The sequence below is a fragment of the Syntrophaceae bacterium genome (assembly GCA_013177825.1).
Classification (GTDB): Bacteria; Desulfobacterota; Syntrophia; order Syntrophales; family PHBD01; genus PHBD01.
Map to the genome: position 1 here is coordinate 230,058 of JABLXX010000002.1, position 22,466 is coordinate 252,523.

Annotated in this window: 15 protein-coding genes; 13 read left to right on the forward strand and 2 right to left on the reverse strand. The window is 63.4% G+C overall.

Annotated features, from left to right (window positions below; translation table 11 throughout):
• Position 1 precedes the first annotated feature (1 nt).
• Complete coding sequence (locus HPY65_05860; GenBank protein ID NPU83995.1) at positions 2 to 4,267, reverse strand: filamentous hemagglutinin N-terminal domain-containing protein; 4,266 nt, start codon at positions 4,265 to 4,267, stop codon at positions 2 to 4.
• A 10-nt stretch (positions 4,268 to 4,277) separates the two neighbouring features.
• On the reverse strand, positions 4,278 to 6,020 hold the full coding sequence (locus tag HPY65_05865; GenBank protein NPU83996.1) for a ShlB/FhaC/HecB family hemolysin secretion/activation protein: 1,743 nt from the start codon (positions 6,018 to 6,020) through the stop codon (positions 4,278 to 4,280).
• A 304-nt stretch (positions 6,021 to 6,324) separates the two neighbouring features.
• Here HPY65_05865 and HPY65_05870 point away from each other — a divergent pair, with 304 nt between their 5' ends.
• From HPY65_05870 to HPY65_05930, 13 genes are all read left to right on the forward strand, one after another.
• Positions 6,325 to 7,125 carry an alpha/beta hydrolase gene (locus HPY65_05870; GenBank protein ID NPU83997.1) on the forward strand — a complete coding sequence of 267 codons (801 nt, stop codon included), beginning with the start codon at positions 6,325 to 6,327 and terminating at the stop codon, positions 7,123 to 7,125.
• Between the two features lie 129 nt (positions 7,126 to 7,254).
• Positions 7,255 to 8,556 carry a hypothetical protein gene (locus tag HPY65_05875; GenBank protein ID NPU83998.1) on the forward strand — a complete coding sequence of 434 codons (1,302 nt, stop codon included), beginning with the start codon at positions 7,255 to 7,257 and terminating at the stop codon, positions 8,554 to 8,556.
• Positions 8,557 to 8,871: 315 nt separating this feature from the next.
• Complete coding sequence (locus tag HPY65_05880; GenBank protein NPU83999.1) at positions 8,872 to 10,200, forward strand: CoA transferase; 1,329 nt, start codon at positions 8,872 to 8,874, stop codon at positions 10,198 to 10,200.
• A 6-nt stretch (positions 10,201 to 10,206) separates the two neighbouring features.
• Positions 10,207 to 11,556, forward strand: a complete 1,350-nt coding sequence (locus HPY65_05885) for a CoA transferase (GenBank protein NPU84000.1) — start codon at positions 10,207 to 10,209, stop codon at positions 11,554 to 11,556.
• Positions 11,557 to 11,654: 98 nt separating this feature from the next.
• On the forward strand, positions 11,655 to 11,996 hold the full coding sequence (locus tag HPY65_05890; GenBank protein ID NPU84001.1) for a hypothetical protein: 342 nt from the start codon (positions 11,655 to 11,657) through the stop codon (positions 11,994 to 11,996).
• 10 nt (positions 11,997 to 12,006) lie between these two features.
• Positions 12,007 to 12,942, forward strand: coding sequence for a patatin-like phospholipase family protein (locus HPY65_05895; GenBank protein NPU84002.1), 936 nt, complete (start codon positions 12,007 to 12,009; stop codon positions 12,940 to 12,942).
• Between the two features lie 379 nt (positions 12,943 to 13,321).
• Positions 13,322 to 13,414, forward strand: a complete 93-nt coding sequence (locus tag HPY65_05900) for a potassium-transporting ATPase subunit F (GenBank protein ID NPU84003.1) — start codon at positions 13,322 to 13,324, stop codon at positions 13,412 to 13,414.
• Positions 13,411 to 15,147, forward strand: a complete 1,737-nt coding sequence (gene kdpA / locus HPY65_05905) for a potassium-transporting ATPase subunit KdpA (GenBank protein ID NPU84004.1) — start codon at positions 13,411 to 13,413, stop codon at positions 15,145 to 15,147. Before HPY65_05900 ends, kdpA begins: the two co-directional genes overlap by 4 nt.
• A gap of 24 nt (positions 15,148 to 15,171) precedes the next feature.
• On the forward strand, positions 15,172 to 17,244 hold the full coding sequence (kdpB, locus tag HPY65_05910) for a potassium-transporting ATPase subunit KdpB (protein ID NPU84005.1): 2,073 nt from the start codon (positions 15,172 to 15,174) through the stop codon (positions 17,242 to 17,244).
• 13 nt (positions 17,245 to 17,257) lie between these two features.
• Positions 17,258 to 17,830, forward strand: coding sequence for a potassium-transporting ATPase subunit KdpC (kdpC, locus tag HPY65_05915; GenBank protein NPU84006.1), 573 nt, complete (start codon positions 17,258 to 17,260; stop codon positions 17,828 to 17,830).
• A 60-nt stretch (positions 17,831 to 17,890) separates the two neighbouring features.
• The gene (locus HPY65_05920) at positions 17,891 to 20,581 is read left to right on the forward strand and encodes a sensor histidine kinase KdpD (protein ID NPU84007.1); all 2,691 of its coding nucleotides are present in this window, start codon (positions 17,891 to 17,893) and stop codon (positions 20,579 to 20,581) included.
• A 45-nt stretch (positions 20,582 to 20,626) separates the two neighbouring features.
• Positions 20,627 to 21,328, forward strand: a complete 702-nt coding sequence (locus HPY65_05925) for a response regulator (GenBank protein NPU84008.1) — start codon at positions 20,627 to 20,629, stop codon at positions 21,326 to 21,328.
• A gap of 29 nt (positions 21,329 to 21,357) precedes the next feature.
• Entirely contained in the window at positions 21,358 to 22,149 is a 792-nt protein-coding gene (locus tag HPY65_05930) for a DUF169 domain-containing protein (GenBank protein NPU84009.1), read from the forward strand.
• Positions 22,150 to 22,466: the final 317 nt, after the last annotated feature.

The following is a 22,466-nucleotide window of genomic DNA, read 5'->3' on the forward strand; positions in this document are numbered from 1 at the left end:
TTTATCGGATGAAAACCACCGACGTGAGAGCGCCCGGTTTCGTCTCCATTTCCTGCCGGGCGACCTGAAGGCCCATCAGGACGGCCTCCATGGCGTCGACGGGCAGGGAAGAATCGCCAGCCCGGATCATGAGGACACCGTCGGGAGTGACCGTCGCCGTCAGCCGGGAGGTCAGGCCGCTTGCCGCGGTCAGGGAGAAGGAAACCGATATCCCCGGGGCCGTGTCGGCAACCCCGGGTGCCGTCCCGGTCGGTGCCGATGCCGTCCGGGTCAGGGAGAGGGCGGTGCTGTTTTCCCGGACCTGGAACGCGCCTGCGAAGGCGGGTGCCGCTCTTCCGTCCTGCACAAAGACCGGAAGGGTAGCGGTCCCGGCCATGGAATCGGGTATGGCCGACCCGCCGGTAAGCAGGGTCGTGGTCGGTCCCGCCGTCCGGATGATCACCGGTGCCAGGAAGGAAGAGGATGCGAAGAAGATGCGCTCATCGCGGTGCCGGAGGTCGGCCGCATGCCCGACGTTCTCCCGCGCCGTCTCGATGACGGCCGCCAGCAGCATGGTCATGCCGGACGGGTTCACATCGGGCGGGGTCGCGGCGACAACGGTGAGGGTTCCGTTGACGAACCGGAGATGGTAGTTGCTCGACGTCAGGCCGGACGGATCGATGCTGTAGGTTCCGGCCCGGACGGCTCCCTGGCTCGATCCGCTGTAGGCGAGAAGGCCGCCCAGGACGTTGCTGTTTTCCCCGTTGACGAAACCGGCATAGGTGACGCCGTTGCCGCCGGAATAGGCAGTTCCGTCGTACAGCTTCCGGTCGTCGTTGGCCGTGACGGTCAGGAGGGCCGGGGTGATGTCCGCCGAGGCGGTGGCCGTGGAATTGTGGAGCCTGTAGTTGCCGCTGTCCGTGCCGTCCAGGGAGATGTCGGCAACGTGGATGGATTTTCCCGTTCCGGCATTCTTGTCGTCGAAGTCTGCTTTCTGGCTGAAGGTGACGGTGTCGCCGGTGATGATGTCCGATGACGATCCGGTGACCGCGGCCGCCGTGGTTCCGTCGTAGACCTTGTCTTTCCCCGTATAGCTGACGGTCACGTCCCTGGGGGTGATCGTGATGGCGGAGGTGCCGTCGCCCTTGATGTCGTATCCCTGCTGTCCGGAATAAAGGCCGCCGATGGTCACGGAGTATGTTCCGACGTCTTTGCCGTCGGTTGTGTAGACCGCGGTTCCGTAGACCTTGCTTTTGTCGAAATCGTCCGGCACGTTCGTCCACGCGTACGATCCGTTCTTGATGCCGGTGGTTCCGTCGTACACTCTCGTGCTGCTCGCATCGGACAGGATGATGGTGGCGGGCGTCATGAAATTCCGGAGGAGGGGATAGGTGCAGCCGTCATAGATGCGCCAGACCTTTCCGGTCTGGCCGGCGTCGTCGATATCCCAGCCGGCGGAGGCAAACGTGGCCAGGTTCTTCATCTCGGTGGTGGTCTTGCCGATACCGGCGGCGGATGCCGTCCGGCCCGAGGCTTCCATGTCCCAGAAGCTGCCGGTGACCGTGCCGCTGTTCGTTCCCACGAGCCCGCCGACTTCGGATGTTCCGCTCACCTTGCCGGTGCTGTAGCTGTTCCTGATGGTTCCGCCGGCAGCGTTCGTCCCCACGAGTCCTCCCACGGACGAATTTCCGGCAACCGTTCCGGTGCTGTAGGTGTTGGTTACCTCGCCACTGTTGAGTCCGACGAGCCCGCCGACGGACGATGTCCCGGTCACACTCCCATTGTTGAAAGAGCCGGTCACGGTGTTCATATTTGATCCGGCAACCCCTCCGACGTCGGAGGTTCCGGTCACAGTGCCGCTGTTGTAACTGTTTTCGATCCTGCCTCCATTCAATCCCGCGAGCCCGCCGGTTCTTTTGGAACCTATCACCGCGCCGGTGTTCCAGCTGTCTTCGATGGTGCCGCCCATGTCGTTTTTTCCTGCGAGTCCGCCGGCGTCGTCCAGGTCCGTACCGGGGAGATTTCGAACCTCCCCGCTGTTTCCGCTCCTGGTGATGGACCCGGAATTCGTGCCGACCAGCCCGCCGATACGGGCCAGGCCGTTCATCGTGCCGGTGTTTTCGCTGCTTGTGATGGCTCCTTCGTTCTGTCCCGCGATGCCGCCGCCGTCTCCCGTACGGACGGTCACCGTTCCGGAATTGCGGCTGTTGATGATTTTCGCCGTGTTCTTGTCTCTGCTGATTCCCGCGATGCCGCCGACAAACATGTCACCGCTCACCGGGCCGCTGTTGCTGCTGTCGCGGACCGTCCCCCGATTGTCTCCCACGAGGCCGCCGACGTACCCGACCCCCGTCACCTTGCCGTTGCCGTGACTGCTGCCGGTGATGGTTCCTTCGTTGTATCCCACCAGCCCGCCGGTTCCGTTGTATTCGGCATTCATTTCCACGGTGTTTTTTACCGTGGCCGTGCTGTGGCTGTTGATCACCTTCCCGAAGTTGCGCCCGACCAGCGCGCCCAGGGATCCCGATCCCGTGATGGTGCCGCCCGACAGTCGGACATTGCGGACCTCGCCGCTTGTCCCGACCGCGCCGAACAGGCCGCCGGACGATACCTGGCGATTCTTGATGTAGATGTTCGAGATGGTATGGCCCAGCCCTTCGAAGGTGCCGGTATAAGGATTCGCATTGTCTCCGATCGGTTCAAAGCCGTAACGGACAGGGGGTTTTTGTATGGTTTCGTTCCAGGTATCGGTTCCCTTGGCGTTGATGTCGGCTCCCAGGGCGTAGTTTTTCGTGAGATCTCCGTTCATGCCCTGGAGATCGGTCCCGGTGCGGCTTTTTTCGGCGCCCAGGCGGGTGATGACGGTGAAGATCTTCTCCTCGCCCACGAAGCCGAGGCGGGTGCGGAGGTTCTCGCCCTCAGGCAGGTTGACCCTGGCATTGATGAAATAATCCGCCGTGGTCCCGTTGATGACGCCGTCGCTTGCCCCCTGGCCGTACTCCAGGGTGAGCCTGGCCGTTCCGGAGCCGTAGAGATCCCGGTTGATCTCGATGTTGCGGTCGGCGGAGAGGGTGAGGGTGTTGCCGATCCAGGTGACGTGATCGTTGACGAAGATGTCGCCGTCGCCATCGGCGGCGCCGTTGGAGCTCCGGATCGTGAGGCTGGTGTTGGCCAGGGCCGCGGTTGCCGCGGCGCCGGTCATGTCGCCGCTGCTTTCGGCGATGGTGAAGTCCCGGGGATCGATGAGCCAGAGGCCCGTGGCGCCGCGTTCGGCCCGGGTGGTGACCCGGGCGTCGTCCCGGACGGTCACCGTGGCCGCGGAGGTCTCGATGAATCCGCCGTTGCCGCCGTCGGGGGCGGAGGCGTCGAGGGTTCCGCTGACGACCACGGTTCCCCGGTCCCCGTCGGCCAGGAGGAGGATCCGGCCGGACCGGTTCTCCAGGGTCCTGGCCTCGATGACGCCGGAGTGGTTCACCACGGCCCGGGTGAGCTCGCCGGCAGCCATGGCCGAGAGGATCACCGTCCCGCCGTCGGCCCGGATCAGCCCGCCGTTTTCGATCAGGGCGTCCACGGTCCCCTGGGGGATGGTGAAGTTGATGAGGCGGTCCCCGGCAAAGTCGAGGTTCACCCTGTCTCCGGCGGCCATGGCCACCATGCCGCCGGTGGCCTCAATCTCTCCGGTGTTGGAGATGGCCGGGGAGAGGAAGGCGACATGGCCGCCGTTCGCGGCGGTGATGGTTCCCTCGTTGACGATGCGGCCGGCGATCCCGGAAGCGGCAAAGGCATGGTTACCGGCCAGGAAGTCCTCGTCGGTGATGTTGAGGGTGGAGGCCACGAGCCCGCCGACGTTGACCTGGGCGGTGGGACTGAAGAAGATGCCCGCGGGATTTACGAGGAAGACCCGGCCGTTGGCGGAGAGGCGGCCGTAGATCTGGCTGGGGGTCCGGTCCAGGACCCGGTTGAGGGCGACGCTGGAGGACCCGGGCTGCCGGAAGGTGACGGAGGCGTCGCGGCCGATGTTGAAGGTGTTCCAGTAGGCGATGAGGCGGTCGGTCTGCTGGGTGACGGTCATGGAGGAGCCGGTCCGGGTGATGCCGCCCTGGCCGGAGACGATTCGTCCGCCCGCGGGGAGGGTGTTGGGATCGAGGGCACAGACCGGGGCGGGTCCCGCCAGGATCATGAAAAAAATCGATACCACAAGGAGCGATCCGGCACCGAGGCCCTGTCTCCTGCCGGCCGCGGGAACGACCGGCTTCTTCCTGCCGATGTGCATAAGATGTCGTTTCATATCGATTCCTTTAGAAAAAGAGCATGAACTCGAGGCCGAAGCGGCCGTTCGAGTCGAGATTCTCGGCATCCAGTCCGGTGGTGCTGCGCCCGTCGTTTTCGCCGATCCTGTGCGCGTAGTAGGCGCGCAGGCTGTACAGGCCGGATTTCCCCACCTGGATTCCGAGACCCGCGCCGGAGAGCCGGTATTCGTTTTTGCCGGTCGCGTTTGTGATGGCCCCCGGCCAGAGGTCCTTGTAGAGCCGGATCCAGCCGGTATCGATGAACCCGATGAGCTGTGCGGCGGCCCAGGGAGGCGTGAACGGCAGGGCCAGGCGGGTCTCGAAGGTGAGGATGTGCCCCTCCGATCCGCAGGCCTCCAGTCCCGAGTAGGCCCGGACGCCGGAATCGCCACCGAGATGAAACTGGTGCGCGGCATCGAGATTGTCCGAGGCGAATTGACCCCGAACCCATCCGAAAAGGGAGACCAGGCGGTTCAGGTTCTGGAGGCGCGACAGCGAATAGTTCAGCTTGAAGGCCCCGCCACTCACTCCGGGGCCCGCGTCATCGTCGGATTCGTCGTCGGCGTTTCCCGACAGGTCCGCACGGGTCGCCGACACCGAGAGCAGGGCGTCCGTCCGTCCGCCGCCCCGGAAGGCATCGGCGAGGTTGCCCGACAGGAAAAGGCCCGCCGAGGATACCCGCCTGTCGCTGATGTTGACGCCGGCGGCCTCCGATCCCAGGATCTGATACTCCAGCTCCAGGCCCGTCCGGACGTCGGCGCGGCGGGAGCGGAGCAGGGGATATTCGAACTTCGCACCGATGACGTCACCCCGGAATTTCATGTCGAGGGATGCAAATTCTTCCCCGGGCCTGCCGGCCAGACTGATATAGGACAGGGTCCCGTTCCATCCGGTCGATCCGAAAGGGATGCTGTAATAGACGGCGGCTCCGATCGAGCGTTCGGCACCCATCGCGAGGAGCCTGATCCTGTCGCCGATTCTCAGGGGATCGTTGGCGGCGATCATGCCGAATCCCTGCAACGCTCCGGTGTGCCGTGAGCCGAAGCTGTTGCCGATCAGCGACCCCTGGAAGATCGGCCCTTCGGAGGCATGGACGGCGATCCGGGTTGTGCCCGGCGTCTCCGCCGGCTCCAGGGAGACCCGGGCGCTGATGCCGGGCAGATCGTTCATGAGGAGGGCCGCCCGCTCGACGTCCTCCATCCGGGCGGAGCCGTCCGCCGGCAGGGCCCGTTCGACGATTCCCTTGAGGAGGGAGGGGCGGATCCGGTGGGGGCCCTGCATGTCGATCCGGACCTGCCCGTCGAATCGCCCGGCGAGGATGGCAATCTCGACGATTCCCTCCGTGATGTCCTGCCGGGGAAGGTAGGCCCGGGCCAGGAACAGGTCTTTCTTTTCCCGGAGGTAATTGGTGACGAGGGCTGCCGTCCGCTGCAGGTCGGCCATCCCCATCCGTTTCCCGATGCTGTCTTTAACCAGGGCCTGCAGTTCGGCCTCCCCGACGATCCCTGCGGCGCCGGTGAAGCGGAACTTCCTGACCGGGACCCTGATCCCCGAATCCTTCACGGGGCCTTCATCGGTTTTTTTCTCCCGGTCCATCGTGGGCGGCGGCAGGCGGTCAGGAACGGGTGAAACGGACTGCTTCCATTCCTTGAGCAGCGTTCCGGGATCGGGGGGAGAAACGGCGGCTGCCGTACCGCACAGCAGGATGGCGACCAGGACCGGGCACAGAAAAAGAAATGGCGTATGTTTCATAAAGGCTCCGTCTTTCCTGCAGGCAAACCCGCATCGGATGAAGTTCTCTTCGCGGGGCGCGGGCGCCGCGGATCTCAAGATGTCGAATGGTCGGGATGACAGGGAAGGGTGGAATATGTCGGGACGACAGATAGGGTGAAATCAACAGGGAGACAACGCCTGATAATCTTGTACGGAATTCTTATTTGCTTTAGGTGTTAAGAAGTTACCGTTACCTTGTAAAAGTGGATGAAATGCAGGGCCACTTTCGGTATCGTGGATGTGTTTCCGAAACCGCCGAAGATGAGGAGGCCGGACCCCGCCGATGCAATCGCGGTATTTCGAGATCTCTGCTCACAGCCGTCGCCTGGCCGTCCAGGCCGTCGGGACGGCCGGCACCCCGGCCCGACGGAACAGCCCTCCACTTGTTTTTCTCCACGAAGGACTCGGCAGCATCGGCCAGTGGCGGGATTTCCCCGAGACCCTCTGTGCCCGGACGGAAACGGCGGGATTCGTGTACGACCGGCTCGGACACGGCCGCTCCGATCCGCTTCCCGCTCCCCGGACGGTCCGCTATCTCCACGAAGAGGCCCTGGACGTCCTGCCGGCGGTGCTGGATGCGCTGGCTCTGGACCGGCCGGTCCTCGTGGGTCACAGTGACGGCGGAACCATCGCCCTCCTCTTCGCGGCGGAGTACCCGAACCGGGTCCGGGGGGTGATCACCGAGGCGGCCCATGTCTTCGTCGAAGAGGAGACCCTCCGGGGGATCCGGGAGGCCGTGGAGCTCTACCGGACCACGGATCTGCGGGAGCGGATGGCCCGCTACCACGGGGACAAGGTTGACGCCGTCTTCTCCGGCTGGGCCGATACCTGGCTGTCGGCGGAGTTCCGGCACTGGAACGTCGAGTCTTTCCTCCCCCGCGTCTCCTGCCCGCTCCTGGTCATCCAGGGAGCCGACGACCGGTACGGAACGCCGGGCCAGGTGGATGCCATCGTCTGTCAGGCCGCCGACCCGGCGGAGGCGCTCCTCCTTCCCGACTGCGGCCACATCCCCCATCAGCAGGCCCGCGACCGGGTCCTCGAGGCCATGACCCGGTTCATCCGGTCGCTTCCCGGGACGGCCTGATGCCCCGGGGAATGGCACAGACCCTCTTTGTCGGGAAGACAGTTGATCTTCATGAAAAACTGGTGATATAAGAAAATCTCCGAAGCCCTCTGCCTCGGAATCCCGTGTCGACGACAAAAGGAGTATCCCATGACCGGGTCGTCCCGAAAGCGCTGCAGTCTTCTCCTGGCCTGTCTGATCCTCCTCCTGGGGATGACGGCCTGCGCCGAGGTCAAGGTAAACACCCTCCCGACGCCGCCCCCGACCGCAAAGCTGCGGGTCTTCTTCCTGCCGGTTTCCGACGCCCTTTCCGGCAGGATGTATTGGGCGACGTCCCACAAGGATTACGCAGAGAGCATGGTCAAGCCGCTGGGGCGATTCCTGCAGGCCACGGGAATTTACGCAATTGTTCCTCAGAGTGATGTGGATGGCGTCCTGATGGGACAGGATCCCGAGCGCATATTATGGCAGCGCAACGGATGGGAGGCTGCCAGGAAAGTCGGACGGGCTCTGCACGCTGATTACGTTGTCGTAGCCCGCCGGGGCTTCCAGGGATTTTTCTTCTTCCAGACGCTCTGGATCAATCTCGAGACGGGCAAGGTCTTCGAGAGCAAGGACCATCCGGGGACCTTCCTGATGGGGACGGGCAGCCACAAGGAGGAATTCCGGAAAATCGTCCGCCAGACCTATTTCGAAGTCTTTCGTCAGGCCAAGGGGGATCTCCTGGCCACGGCGATCCGGAAGGGACGGACCATGGAGCGGATGGGGCCGCCGGGGATGCAGGCCTTGCCCGCGACCGAAGCGAGGCATGAGAAAGAGCAGCCCCCGAAAACGCCGGCGGTTGTGGCGGCGGCGCCCAAAAGAGTGCCGCCGGACAGGCCGGGAAAAGATGTGAGGAAAAGGGAGAAGGCGCCTTCATCCCCTGAACCGGTCGTCGATGTGAAGAAGCCGTCTCCGCCTTCCTCCGAAGTTCCCGCCATGACGGACCGGCGACAGGCGGCTATGCAGGACCGCGAGTGGATGCCCATGATGCAATCCGCCCCGGAGTTAGGAAAAACGCGCCTGGTCGTCTATGATCTGGAGACGACCCAGCCCATGCAGGTTGCGGGCCTGATCATTACGGAGGCACTCCGGGAGGAGATTTACAAGATCGGCTCCTTCGATCTGGTCAACCGGGAGGACCTGACCCGGGCCATGGACGAGTTGAAACTGCAGCAGTCCGGCCTGGTCCGGGAAAAGGACGCCGTGAAGATGGGCCGCTGGCTGGCGGCAAGGCAGTCCGTCACGGGTCGTCTGGGATCGCTCGGAAGCACAACGGTCCTGCAGACGAAACGGACCGACATCGAGACGATGGGGACGCTCTCCATCGGTTCCCTCAAGGCCCCGATCGGCCGTGAGGAGGATCTTCTCAACGAACTTCCGGATCTGGCAAAGAAACTCACACAGAAGTAGCCTGTAAAGAACCGTTGTCCGAAACCATTCCCGGGCCGTTGGCGGCCCGGGTGCAATTCGCGCTCGTCATCCCGCTCCCGTTGCCTCCTTCGCGCCCTCACCGCTCTGGTTTTGCAGCCGGCATCTCTCATTTATTCTCGGAGTTGTCTCAAAACGGATTTTCTGAGGGGGACTCCCGGCCGAAAATCCCGAATATCGCAGACAGAAAGGAGGTGAGCCCGCCCGGGCCGCATCAGGGCGGCCATCCGTGAAGCTCGGGTTGCCACCAGGGGAACCGGAAAAGAGGACGTCTTTTTTTCCGCAAAAGGAGGGATTATGGCAGCAGTCTTCAAGGATTACGTCAAGAACAAGTTTGCCCGGCCCGGCCCGCTGAAGGGCGTTCGGGTCCTGGAGGTCTGTACGCTTCTGTTCGGGCCTTCGGGGCCGTCGTTCCTGGCCGAAATGGGTGCCGAGGTCATCAAGATCGAACTTCCCCCGGTGGGGGACGTGACCCGTTCCCTGAACCCCTTCGGGTGGTTCTACAAGGAACAGTCCCCCATGTTCATGCACATCAACCCCAACAAGTATTACATGGCCCTGGACCTGCACATCGACATGGGCCAGCAGATCTTCAAGGAACTGGCCGCCAAGGCGGACATCATCGAGTTCAACCTGCGCCCCGGCGTCACCCGGCGCTGGAACATCGGCTACGAGCAGGTCAAGGAAGTCAATCCCGGCATCATCTTCATCGAGAAGAACGGCTTCGGACAGTGGGGCCTCTACGCGGAGCAGGACCGGCCCTCCAACGACGGCGCCGCCCAGGCCCTTTCGGGCTATGCCTGGATATCGAGCTTTCCCGGCCGGCCTCCCCTCAAGCAGGCCATCTGGATCTGCGACTACTACGGCGGGCTCATGGGGGAGGTGGCGGTTCTCGCGGCCCTGCACCACCGCCGGAAGACCGGCAAGGGGCAGTTCATCGAGATGTCCCAGAGCGAGAACATCATGCGGACCATGGGCTGGGTCTGGCCTTACCAGCAGCTGGCCCAGAAGGGCGTCGGGCCGGCGGGGAACCGGGACCAGTGCATCTGTCCCGCCGACACGTTCCTCTGCAAGGACAACCTGCTGGCCGCCATCGCCGCGCCGGCGCCGGACGAGTTCCAGGGCCTCTGCGAGGCCATGGGCAAACCGGAGCTGGCGAAGGATCCACGGTTCGCGGATCACGCCGTGCGTCTGCAGGACGAGAACGCCCTGGCAATCCTCAAGATCGTCGCCGACTGGGCACGGACGAAGAGCGCCGACGAAATCGAGAATCTCGGAAAACAGAAGGGGTTCGCCGCCACGCGCCTGCACAACGCAAAGGACGAGAACGAGGATCCCCACCGGCGCCAGCGGGGCTTCGTGAAGGAGATCGACGACCCCCTCTACGGCCGTTACCCGGAGCACGACTTTCCGGTCATGATGTCCCGGACGCCGCCGAAGATCAAGTGGACCGTCCGCCCCGTCGGCTTTGACAACGACTTCATCATGACGAAGATCCTCGGGAGAAACCAGACGCAGCTCGACGAGCTCTATCTCCACGGCGTGCTCGGAAAGTGGAAGGACCAGCAGGGACGCCGTCCGCCCCCGGACTGGGACGGCCAGTCCGGCGCCATCGTGAGGAGGTGATCGAACATGGCAGAACACAAGAGACCAAAATGGGCGGATTGGGCGGATCACATCCGGTCGCTGGACGACCCGGCGAAGAATTTCGAGAAGCCGGAAGCCCTCGACGACCTCGTGGTCCTGGACCTGAGCTCCCGCAGCATGGCCGGGCCCTACTGCACGTCTCTCCTGGCGGAGCTGGGAGCCGAGACCATCCGGATCGAGCCCCCCGGGGGCGACCTGGTGCGGAGCTATTCCCCCAACGGCTTTCTCCATAAAGGGACGGGGATGGCCTACCTGCAGGAGGGAAGGAACAAGTACCACGTTACCCTTGACCTCGAGAAGGAGGAGGGGAGGGACATCCTCCGGAACCTGGTCGGGCAGGCGGACATCCTCGTGGAGACCTATCCCGCGGGGGTCATGGACGCCTGGGGGCTGGGCTACGAAGAGCTGGCGAAGCTCAACCCGCGGCTGATCTTCACATCCATCACCGGCTACGGCCAGTTCGGGCCGGAGAGCAGCCGGAAACAGTACGACTACGACAATGTGGCCCAGGCCCGTTCCGGCGTTCAGTATGCAACAGGGGAGGTCCTGCCGGAGGGAAAGACCCTGGCGGACATGCCCTACGCCACGTCCACCAAGGCGGGACCCTGGATCGCCTGGTCCACCTCGGGAACCTTCGCCGCCCTGGGCATTCTCGCGGCGGTCTACTACCGCGAGGCAACCGGCGAGGGGCAGGCCCTCGACATCTCCACTCCCGAGGCCTACGAGCGGCTGAACGACTACATGCTCCACTGGTACGCCGACAAGGGGGTCATCAACGAACGCTTCGGCAACCTGGACACCTGCCTGTGGCTCTACGGCTTCTATCCCACGAAGGACGGCGGTGTCTTCCTCGGTGGGCTGCGCCTGGAGATGTGGAAGGCCTTCGTCGACATCATCGGCAAGTACGATGCCTGGGAGGCCGACACCTGGACGACCCTGGCCCCCTTCATGAAGAAGGACTGGCAGCTCAAGTACCAGGCCATGATCAACCCCGAAACGGTAAAGTACACGAGCGAGGAGCTGACGCAGAAGTCCATCGACTACGCCAAGAGCGGGCGGCTGGCCCCCATCACGCCTGTGGTGGCGGAGATTGTCTCCCCATGGAAGACCATGCAGGACGAGGTCTGGCACGACCGCGGGGTCTTCACGCCCGTCCAGGACCCGGTCTACGGATCCATCCTCTGTGCCCAGGCCCAGTGGAAGTCCACGGAGACGCCGCCCCGGACGAAATGGGTCTGCCGGCCCGTTGGTTATGACAATGGATATGTCTATCTGAAGTATCTCGGGTACGGTCCCGTGAAGCTTCGGGAACTGCAGGAACAGGGTGTCGTCTGAACCTTAATAATTTCGTGGACAACCGGGAGAAGATCGGATATCTTCTCCCGGTCTTTTTATGAAGGGAAATTTTGCGGAAGAAAGGAGCGGATAGGATCATGAAGCGCATCGCTTGTTTCTGCCTTCTGGCTGCGGCATTGCTGGCGGCCGGCTGTGCCGGTCCGACCTATTATTACGGAGGTCTGAAGGACCAGCGCGACGCGAACGCCCAGTCGATCTACCGGGACGGCCTTGCACTTGCGGGAACACAGGATCATCGGGCGGCCATCTCGGAAATGAAAAAGGCCATCCTGGCGGATCCCAACCTCACGGAGGCCTATCTGGCTCTCAGCCGCTCCTCTTTCGCCGTGGGTGACTACGACATGGCTTTCTTCTACCGCGTGAAATATGCGGAGCAGCAGGCTTACCGGAACAGGGTTGAATCCTTCCCGATCTTTTGACGGCACAGGAATGAAACACTCGTCGGATCCGAAGCGTCGGGCGGCCATCGTCAGCCGGTTCCTGCTGGTCCTTCTCGTCTGCGCCCTTTCCTGGTCCTGTGCTCCCAAGGTTATCCCGCCGGCCGCCACGCCCGCGCGGGTCGCCGTCGTGCTCGGGGCGGGTGCCTCCAAGGGCTTCGCCCACGTGGGTGTCCTGAAAGTCCTGGAGATGAACCGGATCCCCGTGCACATGGTTGTGGGCACCAGCGTCGGCAGCTTTGTCGGCAGCCTCTACGCCTACGGCTACGACGCCTTCACCCTGCAGAAAATGGCCCTGATGCTGGAGCGGGACGAGGTTGTGGACCTGACCCTGCCGAGCAACGGTTTTGTCGAGGGGAAAAAACTCGAGAACTGGGTCAACCGGGCCGTTCAGAATAATCCCATCGAGCGCTTCCGAATTCCTTTCCATGCCGTGGCAACGAACATCCAGACAGGGGAGGAGATCGTTTTCGGAACGGGCAACGCGGGTATGGCCGTCCGGGCCAGCTGCTCCATCCCCGGGATCTTCAAGCCCGCGCGGATCGCCGGGCAGACCTACGTGGACGGTGGAACGGTGAATCCTCTAGCGGTGGATGTAGCGCGACGCTACGGAGCCGACGTGGTCATCGCCGTGGACATCTCCGGGGGGGTGGACCGGTCCGTTCCCGAGAGCACCATGGAGACGATCCTCAAGTCCATAGACATCATGTACAATCGCATCGCCCTGGCCCAGACCGCCAGGGCGGACGTCCTGATCCGCCCCAACGTGGCCGGCATCGGCTCCGCCGACTTCACGAAGCGCCACCAGGCCATCCTGGAAGGCGAGCGGGCCGCCCAGGCGGCCCTGCCGCAGATCCAGGCCATCCTGGTTCGGCTCCAGGCGGAGGGACGCCTGACGCTGCCGGGGGCGGCCCCTCCGGCGAAATAATCCAGGGATTCAATACGCCCTGCTGTTCGTCAGGATGGAAAGCACGGCGAACGGCCTTATCCGCTGTATTTCGTATCCTTGTCTGCCATCCCCAGGAGGCGGTGCAATCCGCCGCTGATTATCATGGGTTGAAGCGAGACCTTCCCTTTTATTCTTCCGTTTACAAGGCCAGTCCGACGGCTGGGCGATTCTCACCGACGACTTTTTTATTCTTTCCCGCCTTTCTTAACACCTTTTTAATATCCCCTCTGCCAGGCTGACAGCCATGAACAAGGGGGAAATACCATGGACGTTCTCTGCGTCGGCATCGTCATCCTGTTTTTCGGGTTCTGCGTACTCTCTCTCAGGTGGATCGAAAGACTGTGAGGAGGGGTGGGTAATGTTTCTCTTTCAACTGATCGGCTGCCTCACGGCCCTGGCGCTTGCGGCCTATCTTCTTATCGCCCTGCTCAAGCCGGAGTGGTTCTCATGAGCATGCCGGGACTGCTTTTTATTGTAATTTTTTTCGTCCTCCTGCTCTGCCTTGTGAAGCCGGTGGGCCTGTATGTGGCCCGCGTCTACACGGGACAGCCCTGTCCTCTGGACCGGATAACAGACCCCCTGGAGCGGCTGATCTACAGGATCTGCGGGATCCGGTTCGGGGAGGAGATGAGCTGGAAAGAGTATGCAGCGTCCCTGCTTCTCTTCAATGCCGCGGGATGCCTTGCCCTCTATGCACTTCAGCGCTGCCAGGCCTTTCTGCCGCTGAATCCGGGGCAGCTCCACCCTGTCCCTCCGGCACTGGCCTTCAACACCGCCGTCAGTTTTGTCACCAACACGAACTGGCAGGCCTATGCAGGAGAGACGACCATGGCAACACTGACCCAGATGGCGGGTCTGGCGGTCCAGAACTTCCTCTCCGCGGCCAGCGGCATGGCGAGTCTGGCGGCGCTCATTCGGGGGCTGACGCGCAGCCTTTCGAAAACCGTCGGCAATTTCTGGACGGACCTGGTGCGGACGGTCGTGCACATCCTGCTACCCCTATCCCTCGTCCTATCCCTGCTTCTTGTTTCACAGGGGGTCGTTCAGTCGCTGGCTCCGTCGGTTCACGTGCCGCTTCTCCAGCCCTTCCGGGACCATGGGGGAAGAATGGTCGCGGAGCAAGTGATTCCCCTCGGGCCGGCGGCGTCGCAGGTTGCCATCAAGCAGATCGGTACGAACGGCGGCGGGTTCTTCGGCGCCAACTCCGCTCATCCTCTGGAAAATCCTACACCGGTATCGAACTTCATGGAGCTCCTGGCCATTCTGCTGCTGCCTGCGGCGCTCTGCTACACCTTCGGCCGGATGGTGGGGGACACTCGCCAGGGATGGGCGATCCTGGCTGCCATGCTGATCATTTTCCTCCCGCTGCTTACCTTATCCATGTGGGGCGAGCAGGCGGGGAATCCCGCGCTATCCGGCCTCGGAGTCGACCAAGCCTGGAGCGGCCTTCAGGCCGGCGGGAACATGGAAGGAAAGGAGGCACGGTTCGGCATCACCGCATCCGCTCTATGGGCCACAGCGACCACAGCCGCCTCGAACGGATCGGTGAACGCCATGCATGATTCCTTCACACCCCTCGGGGGCCTTGCTTCCCTGTGGCTCATCCAGCTGGGGGAGGTCGTCTTCGGAGGCGTCGGTTCTGGGCTTTATGGAATGCTTGCCTTCGCCGTCATTGCCGTCTTCGCGGCGGGGCTCATGGTAGGCCGGACGCCGGAGTACCTGGGCAAGAAGATCGATGCCTTCGAAATGAAGATGGCGTCCCTGATCGTCCTGGCTCCCGCCGCGACCGTCCTCGTCGGCACGGCTGTCGCCGCCGTTACGCAGGCAGGGCTTTCGGGCATCGCCAACCCGGGCCCCCATGGGTTCACAGAGATCCTCTACGCCTTTTCATCGGCGGCGAACAACAACGGAAGCGCCTTCGCAGGGCTGAACGCGGACAGCGCCTTCTACAACCTTGCCCTGGGGATCGCCATGCTGGTCGGCCGCTACTCGGTCATGATCCCGATCCTGGCTATGGCGGGTTCCCTGGCGCGCAAGAAAACGGTTCCAGCAAGTTCCGGAACGCTGCCGACCCACACGCCGCTGTTTGTCGTTTTTCTTGCCGGAACGGTTCTTCTCGTCGGTGCACTGACCTTTCTTCCGGCCCTGGTCCTCGGTCCCATCGTGGAGTACCTGGCATCCTGAAGTCCCGCCGGGGGAGGCGATACCATGGCATATCCGAAGCGAGCCCAATCGTTGTTCCGCGGCCCCCTCATCCGCACCGCCGCGGCGGATGCATTCCGGAAGCTCCATCCGTTTCTCATGGCGCGCAAGCCGGTGATGTTCGTGGTGGAGGTCTGCGGCCTGTTCACGTCGTTTCTCTTCCTGTGGTCTCTCTGGGGAGGGGGAGAGGAGGATCCCTCCTTCGTCCTGGCCGTCTCTGCGTGGCTCTGGTTCACGGTTCTTTTCGGCAATTTCGCCGAGGCCCTGGCGGAGGGCCGTGGAAAGGCTCAGGCTCGGTCGCTGCGAAGCACTCGGACGGACGTGACGGCGAAGCGCCTCTCCTCGCCCGATCCGGCGGAGGCGTGGATTCCCGCTGCCGCTTCCGGACTTGTCCGGGGGGATCTCGTTCTCGCGGAGGCGGGGGATGTCATCCCCGGGGACGGCGAGGTCGTAAACGGTGTTGCCTCCGTCGACGAGAGTGCAATCACCGGCGAGAGCGCACCGGTCATCCGGGAAAGCGGCGGCGATCGTAGCGCCGTGACCGGCGGGACCCGCGTCCTGTCCGACTGGCTGATCATCCGCATCATGTCGAATCCCGGCGACACGTTTCTCGACCGGATGATTGCCATGGTAGAAGGGGCGAAAAGGCAGAAGACTCCGAACGAGATTGCCCTGGACATTTTCCTGGCCGGTCTGACGCTGCTGTTTCTGCTGGCCACGGCAACGCTCCTTCCTTATTCCATATTCGCTGTCAGGGTCGCCGGAACGGGATCCCCGGTCACCGTCACCATGCTGACGGCTCTGCTCGTATGTCTGATCCCGACGACCATCGGGGGGCTCCTGTCAGCCATCGGCATCGCCGGCATGGACCGGATGATCCGGGCCAATGTGATCGCCATGAGCGGCCGTGCTGTCGAGGCAGCCGGAGACGTGGACATCCTGCTCCTCGACAAGACGGGGACCATTACACTCGGGAATCGGGAGGCGACGGCCTTTCTTCCCGCTGCCGGCGTGGATGCCGGGGCCCTTGCCGACGCGGCCCAGCTTGCCTCCCTGGCCGACGAGACGCCCGAAGGGCGGAGCATCGTCATCCTGGCCAAGAATCAGTATGGCATCCGGGAACGGGACGTCCGGGGGCTCGGTGCCCGCTTCATCCCTTTTACGGCCAGAACCCGCATGAGCGGCGTTGACCTGGACGGCAGGAGAATCCGCAAGGGAGCTGCCGATGCCATTGAAGACCTGATGAAGGAACAGGGAGGCGATTATCCCCGGGAGGTCCGTGCCATGGCGGAAGAAGTCGCCCGGAGCGGAGGCACGCCGCTGGTGGTGGCCGACAGAGACCGGATCCTTGGCGTAATCCGGCTGACCGATGTCGTCAAGGGGGGGATCCGGGAGCGGTTTTCGGAGCTGAGGCGGATGGGAATCCGCACGGTGATGATCACGGGGGATAACCAGTTGACGGCTGCGGCCGTAGCCGCGGAGGCCGGCGTGGATGACTTCCTGGCCCAGGCGACGCCGGAGACGAAGCTGAAACTGATCCGGGATTACCAGGCAAAGGGACATCTGGTGGCCATGACGGGTGATGGAACCAACGACGCGCCGGCCCTGGCCCAGGCCGACGTGGCCGTGGCAATGAACACGGGCACCCAGGCCGCCAAGGAAGCGGGCAACCTGGTGGACCTCGATTCGAACCCGACGAAACTCATTGAAATTGTTGGAATCGGCAAGCAGCTCCTGATGACCCGGGGGACCCTGACCACGTTCAGCATTGCCAGCGACGCAGCGAAGTACTTCGCAATTCTTCCCGCCGCGTTCGCCGGCATGTATCCGCCCCTGGCGGCGCTCAATGTCATGGGCCTGGCCACGCCGCAGAGCGCGGTGATGTCGGCGGTCATCTTCAACGCTCTCATCATCATGGCCCTGATCCCCCTGGCCCTGAAAGGGGTCCGGTACCGGCCGGCGAGTGCCGCCGCGGTTCTCCGCCGCAACCTACTGGTGTATGGTGCGGGGGGGCTGATCGCACCCTTTGTGGGCATCAAGTTGATCGACCTGCTCCTGACAGCCCTGCATCTGATATGAGGAGAAAAAGGCCATGAAAGCCCTGCTCCGTCCTTCCGTAACCGTCCTGTTCGTGATGACGCTGCTCCTGGGGGTGGCGTATCCTCTGGCCGTGACCGGCCTTGCCCAACTGCTTTTTCCGCATCAGGCGAACGGGAGCCTGCTCCTGCGTGGCGGCCGTCCCGCCGGATCCGCCCTGGTGGGGCAGTTCTTCGACGATCCGCGCTATTTCCGGGGGCGGCCCTCGGCGACCGGTCCTATCCCGTACAATGCGGCCGCCTCGGGCGGTTCCAACCTGGGACCGTCGAATCCCGCGTTGGTAAAGGTCATCCGGGAGCGCATCGACGCGCTGCGCTGGGCCGATCCCGGCCAACAGGAAGCAATACCCGTGGACCTGGTCACAGCGTCGGCCAGCGGCCTCGATCCCCATATCAGTCCGGCGGCGGCTCTTTACCAGGTCTCGCGGGTGGCGAGGGCTCGGGGGCTGGACGAGGAAACCGTGCGGCAAATGGTCCTTGCCCGCGTCCGGAAGCGGGAACTCGGCATCCTCGGAGAACCCGTTGTCCCGGTGCTGGAGTTGAACATGGCGATGGATGCCCGTCGGTGATTCTGTTACACTACCGGCAGCATTCCGTAGCAGCGACGATCCCATTCAGGATGCACGGGCATGGAAGACCGGAGACCCGACCCTGATGCACTTCTCGATCAGGCGAAGCGGGAAGAGGAGCAGCGACGGCAGGGGAAACTGAAGATTTTCTTCGGTGCCGCCCCCGGCGTGGGGAAGACCTACGCCATGCTGGAAGCCGCGGGGAAAAAGCGGGAGGAAGGCATCGACATCGTGGCCGGGATCGTGGAGACCCACGGCCGCAGGGAGACGGAACAGCTCCTCGAAGGGATCGAGACGCTTCCCCGCCGGAACCATTCCTACAAGGGAAGCAACCTCCGGGAATTCGACCTCGATGCAGCTCTGGCCCGCCGTCCCGCCATCCTCCTGGTGGACGAACTCGCCCACACCAATGTTCCCGGTGCCCGCCACGGGAAGCGCTGGCAGGATGTCCGGGAACTGCTCCACGCCGGAATTTCCGTTTATACGACCGTCAACGTCCAGCACCTCGAGAGCCTCAACGACATCGTCTACCAGATCACCGGCGTCGTCGTCCGGGAGACCGTCCCGGACTCGTTCCTGGATAAAGCCGAGGAAATCGAATTGATCGATCTTCCTCCCGACGACCTGTTGCAGCGTCTGAAGGAAGGGAAGGTATATGTCCCCGAGCAGGCCCGGAAAGCCATGGATCACTTTTTCCGGAAGGGGAACCTGCTGGCCCTGAGGGAACTGGCCCTGCGCCGGACGGCTGAACGCGTCGACGAGCAGATGCAGCGCTACCGGCGGGACCAGGGGGTGCGGGCAATCTGGCCTGTGGCGGAGAGGATCCTGGTCTGCGTGGGACCCAATCCACGCTCCGTCCGGCTGATCCGGGCGGCCCGGCGAATGGCGGCCGGGCTCCGCGCCGAATGGCTGGCCGTGAACGTAGAAGCCCCGTCCCACGTCCGGGCCACGGCGGAAGACAAGAGGCTCCTGGCGGAACACCTCCGCCTGGCGGAAAGTCTTGGTGCGGAGGCGGTGACGCTGACGGGGAGGCGCGTCAGCGAGGAGATTCTCAGCTATGCGCGGTCGCGGAACGTCAGCCGGATCATCGTCGGCAAGCCGACCCATGCGCGATGGAAAGACAAAATCCTGGGATCCCCGCTGGATGAAATCGTCCGGGGCAGTGGCGACATAGACGTCTATGTCATCACCGGGGACGCGCCGGAGCAGGACTCCCGGCCGGCCGGCCGGAGGCCGCCGACGGCCTGGAAGGCCTCGGAATGGATCCGGGCGGCGGCCGCGGTCGCCGCGAGTACGGTTCTTTCGGCTATTCTTTTTCCCTACCTTGAACTTCTCGATCTGGCCATGATCTATCTCCTGGGCATCGTGGCAACGGCCGTTCGTACCAGCCGCTGGCCGACCCTGCTGGCCGCCTTTTTCAGCGTTGCGGCCTTCGATTTCTTTTTCGTTCCCCCCTACTATACCTTTGCTGTGGCCGATGCCCGATATATCGTAACGTTCGGGGTCATGTTCGTCGTGGCCCTGGTCATCAGTGGGCTGACCCTTCGGGTCCGCGAGCAGGCCGAGGCGGCGAGGGGGCGGGAAAGGAAGACAGCGGCCCTCTACGGCTTGAGCCGCGATCTCGCACGCCTGAGAAAGAAGGATGGAATCGGCGACGTTGCCGCAAGGCACATCGGCGGCGTGTTCCGCAGTTCCGTGGCCATCCTTCTTTCCGACGAAGAGGGACGGCTTGTCGCACTATCGGGAGGGGCCGACACCTACAGCCTGGATGAAAAGGAAATGGGCGTGGCGCAGTGGGTCCTGGAAAATCGCCAGGCTGCAGGCCTCGGGACCCAGACGCTGCCGGGGGCGCGGGCGCTGTACCTGCCCATGATCGCCTCGTCGGGCCCGGTTGGTGTCATCGGCATTCTGCCGGCGGATCCCTGGGAATGGTTCGACCCCGAGCAGGTCCATCTTCTCGAGACCTTCGCCAACCAGACGGCCATGACGATGGAGCGCGTCAATCTTGCCAAGGAAGCCCACCGGGAGCGGATGAATGCAGAGGCACAGGCCCTCCGGAACGTTTTCCTGAACGCTGTTTCCCATGACCTGAGAACCCCCCTGGCCGTCATCGGGGGGGCGGCCGATACACTGCTCCGGATGGGTGACCGCCTTCCGGCGGAAAAGAGGGAGGAACTGGCCGGGACCATTCAGGGCGAGGCGGAGCGCCTCCACCGGATCGTCAGAAACGTGCTCTCTCTGACACGCCTGGAGTCGGGCGCCGTCAAGGTGCGCAGGGACTGGCAGTCCATGGAGGAGATCGCCGGCGCCGTGATCGGGCGGCTTCAAACCCGCCTGAAAGGCCATCCCCTCTATGTACGGATTCCGGAAGACCTGCCGCTGATCCTCTTCGATCCGCTCTTGATGGAACAGATTCTGACGAACCTGCTGGAGAATGCCACCCAGCATACTCCGATGGGCACACCCGTCGAATTGTCGGTTCAGGCACGGGAAAAGGATGTCCTCGTGGAAGTCGCCGACCGGGGCCCCGGGATTCCCGCAGGCCAGGAGGAGCGGATTTTCGAGAAGTTCAGCCGAGTTCGGGACGTCGGATCCGGCGTGGGGCTGGGACTGGCCATCTGCCGGGCGGCGGTGGAAGCGCACGGCGGCCACATCTGGGTTGAAAACCGCCCCGGTGGAGGCGCCTCGTTCCGTTTCACCTTTCCCCTCGGGGAGAATCCCGAGTTGCCTGTGGCGGGACGGGACTCCTGAACCTCCGGTTGGGCGCTGCAGATCGTTAGAGCAAGGATCGAAGCGGTGGAAAAGGGACTCATTCTCCTGGTGGAAGATGAAGTGCAGATGAGGCGCTTCCTCAAGGTGGCCCTCGAAGGGGACGGCTATCGCCTGGTGGAGGCCGAGACGGGGACGATGGGGCTTTCACAGGCGGCGTCCCGGAACCCCGATGCCGTTCTCCTCGATCTCGGCCTGCCCGACGTGGACGGCCTGGAAGTGATCCGAAGACTCCGGGAATGGACTCTGGTGCCGATCATTGTCCTCTCTGCCCGGGAGCAGGAGCATGACAAGATCCGGGCTCTCGATGCCGGCGCCGACGATTACCTGACGAAACCGTTCGGTGTAGGCGAGTTGCTGGCCAGGATCCGCGTTGCAATCCGCCATGCCGACATGTGGAAAGGCGGATTGCAGGAAGCGGTGTTCATGACGGAGGGCCTGAAGGTAGACTTCACAAAACGGCAGGTCTGGCGGGACGACCGGGAAGTTCACCTGACGCCCCTGGAATACAAGCTTCTTGTCTATCTCGTGCGGAACGCCGGCAAAGTGGTGACCCACCGGCAGTTGCTCAAGGAAGTCTGGGGACCGAGCTGCGTCGAACACACCCAGTATCTGCGCGTGTACATGACCCAGTTGCGGCATAAGCTGGAGGAAGATCCCGCCCGCCCCGGCTATCTGATCAATGAGCCCGGGATCGGCTATCGCTTTCGATACGATCCCGGTTCATGAGAATTCGCGCATCGCAAAAGGAGGACGCAATGGACAGCCAGCAACGGATCGAAGCGGCGGAGTCCATCCGGAACACCCTGCGGCTCAGGACGTTTCCGGTGGCGGTTAAATTCCTCAAGGACAAAAAGGATTTTCCGGAAAAGACCCGCCGGCCCTCCACGGCGATGGGCAAGCGGGTGGCCGTCTGCCAGGCCGTTACCATGGCCCGGGTCTACGGCTGGACCGTCGGACTCGCAAAGGAGGACCTGGTCTGCGTCCCGGCGGCCATCGCCTTCGGATTCAGCGATGCGGAAGACTCCGCGTCCGCCCTGGCCCGGCTCTTCTGTGGCGGAAGCTATTCCCGGAGCGAGGAAATCGGACGCATGGAGGCCGAGACGATCGTCCGTCTCGGGAAGAACGAGTATGAGGCCATCCTGCTGGCCCCCCTGCAGCGGGCGGCGTTCGAGCCGGATACCGTGGCCTTCTACGGGAACCCGGCTCAGCTCATGCGGCTCGTCCACGCCTGGACGTACCGGAGCGGGAAGCGCGTTGCGGGCCATTTCGGGGGGAAGGTGGAGTGCACGGAATACCTGCTGGCGCCTTTCCGGACACAGGAGGCACGCATCGCCGTTCCGGGCACGGGGGATCGCGTCTTCTCCCTGACACAGGACGACGAGATGGTCTTCTCCATCCCGGGAACGGCGCTCACGGATTTGGCGGCGGATCTCCGGGAGGCCGGGAAAAAGGTGGGCGCTTCGTATCCGATTCCGGTGTTTCTGAACTTCCAGCCGGAGTTCCCGCCCTTGTTCAGGGAACTGGGGAAGGAACTGGGGATCTTCTAGGCGGCTGCTGAAAAAGGACCGTCTGGCGATCACGCAAAAGGACCCGGATCCTGCGTTGCGCCGCATCCTTCGTCGCTGCGGCGTACGGGGAGGGAAAACCACGGCGAAGTATATTCAGCAAATCGCTAATTCCCTGTTCAAGTAGTTGGAGATGGCTCTCAGGATTTGCGCGCCTTGTCTGCGGGCCTTTTTCGAGATCGCCGCGCACGTTTTTCATGGAGGGGCGGCAGAGAGTGGTACGCCTCGCGGCCCGGGACATAGGGGGTTCTTTGGGGACAGCTTGGGAACGGCCCCAAAGAAAACCGGATGCAGCGTTG

What these genes read in the sequence shown, in the direction of transcription:
- HPY65_05900 (NPU84003.1), top strand. Translation starts at nt 13,322, where the DNA reads ATGTTTCTCTTTCAACTGATCGGCTGCCTCACGGCCCTGGCGCTTGCG.
- HPY65_05895 (NPU84002.1), top strand. Translation starts at nt 12,007, where the DNA reads ATGAAACACTCGTCGGATCCGAAGCGTCGGGCGGCCATCGTCAGCCGG.
- HPY65_05890 (NPU84001.1), top strand. Translation starts at nt 11,655, where the DNA reads ATGAAGCGCATCGCTTGTTTCTGCCTTCTGGCTGCGGCATTGCTGGCG.
- kdpA (NPU84004.1), top strand. Translation starts at nt 13,411, where the DNA reads ATGAGCATGCCGGGACTGCTTTTTATTGTAATTTTTTTCGTCCTCCTG.
- HPY65_05880 (NPU83999.1), top strand. Translation starts at nt 8,872, where the DNA reads ATGGCAGCAGTCTTCAAGGATTACGTCAAGAACAAGTTTGCCCGGCCC.
- HPY65_05865 (NPU83996.1), bottom strand. Translation starts at nt 6,020, where the DNA reads ATGAAACATACGCCATTTCTTTTTCTGTGCCCGGTCCTGGTCGCCATC.
- kdpC (NPU84006.1), top strand. Translation starts at nt 17,258, where the DNA reads ATGAAAGCCCTGCTCCGTCCTTCCGTAACCGTCCTGTTCGTGATGACG.
- HPY65_05885 (NPU84000.1), top strand. Translation starts at nt 10,207, where the DNA reads ATGGCAGAACACAAGAGACCAAAATGGGCGGATTGGGCGGATCACATC.
- HPY65_05870 (NPU83997.1), top strand. Translation starts at nt 6,325, where the DNA reads ATGCAATCGCGGTATTTCGAGATCTCTGCTCACAGCCGTCGCCTGGCC.
- HPY65_05930 (NPU84009.1), top strand. Translation starts at nt 21,358, where the DNA reads ATGGACAGCCAGCAACGGATCGAAGCGGCGGAGTCCATCCGGAACACC.
- HPY65_05920 (NPU84007.1), top strand. Translation starts at nt 17,891, where the DNA reads ATGGAAGACCGGAGACCCGACCCTGATGCACTTCTCGATCAGGCGAAG.
- HPY65_05875 (NPU83998.1), top strand. Translation starts at nt 7,255, where the DNA reads ATGACCGGGTCGTCCCGAAAGCGCTGCAGTCTTCTCCTGGCCTGTCTG.
- HPY65_05860 (NPU83995.1), bottom strand. Translation starts at nt 4,267, where the DNA reads ATGAAACGACATCTTATGCACATCGGCAGGAAGAAGCCGGTCGTTCCC.
- kdpB (NPU84005.1), top strand. Translation starts at nt 15,172, where the DNA reads ATGGCATATCCGAAGCGAGCCCAATCGTTGTTCCGCGGCCCCCTCATC.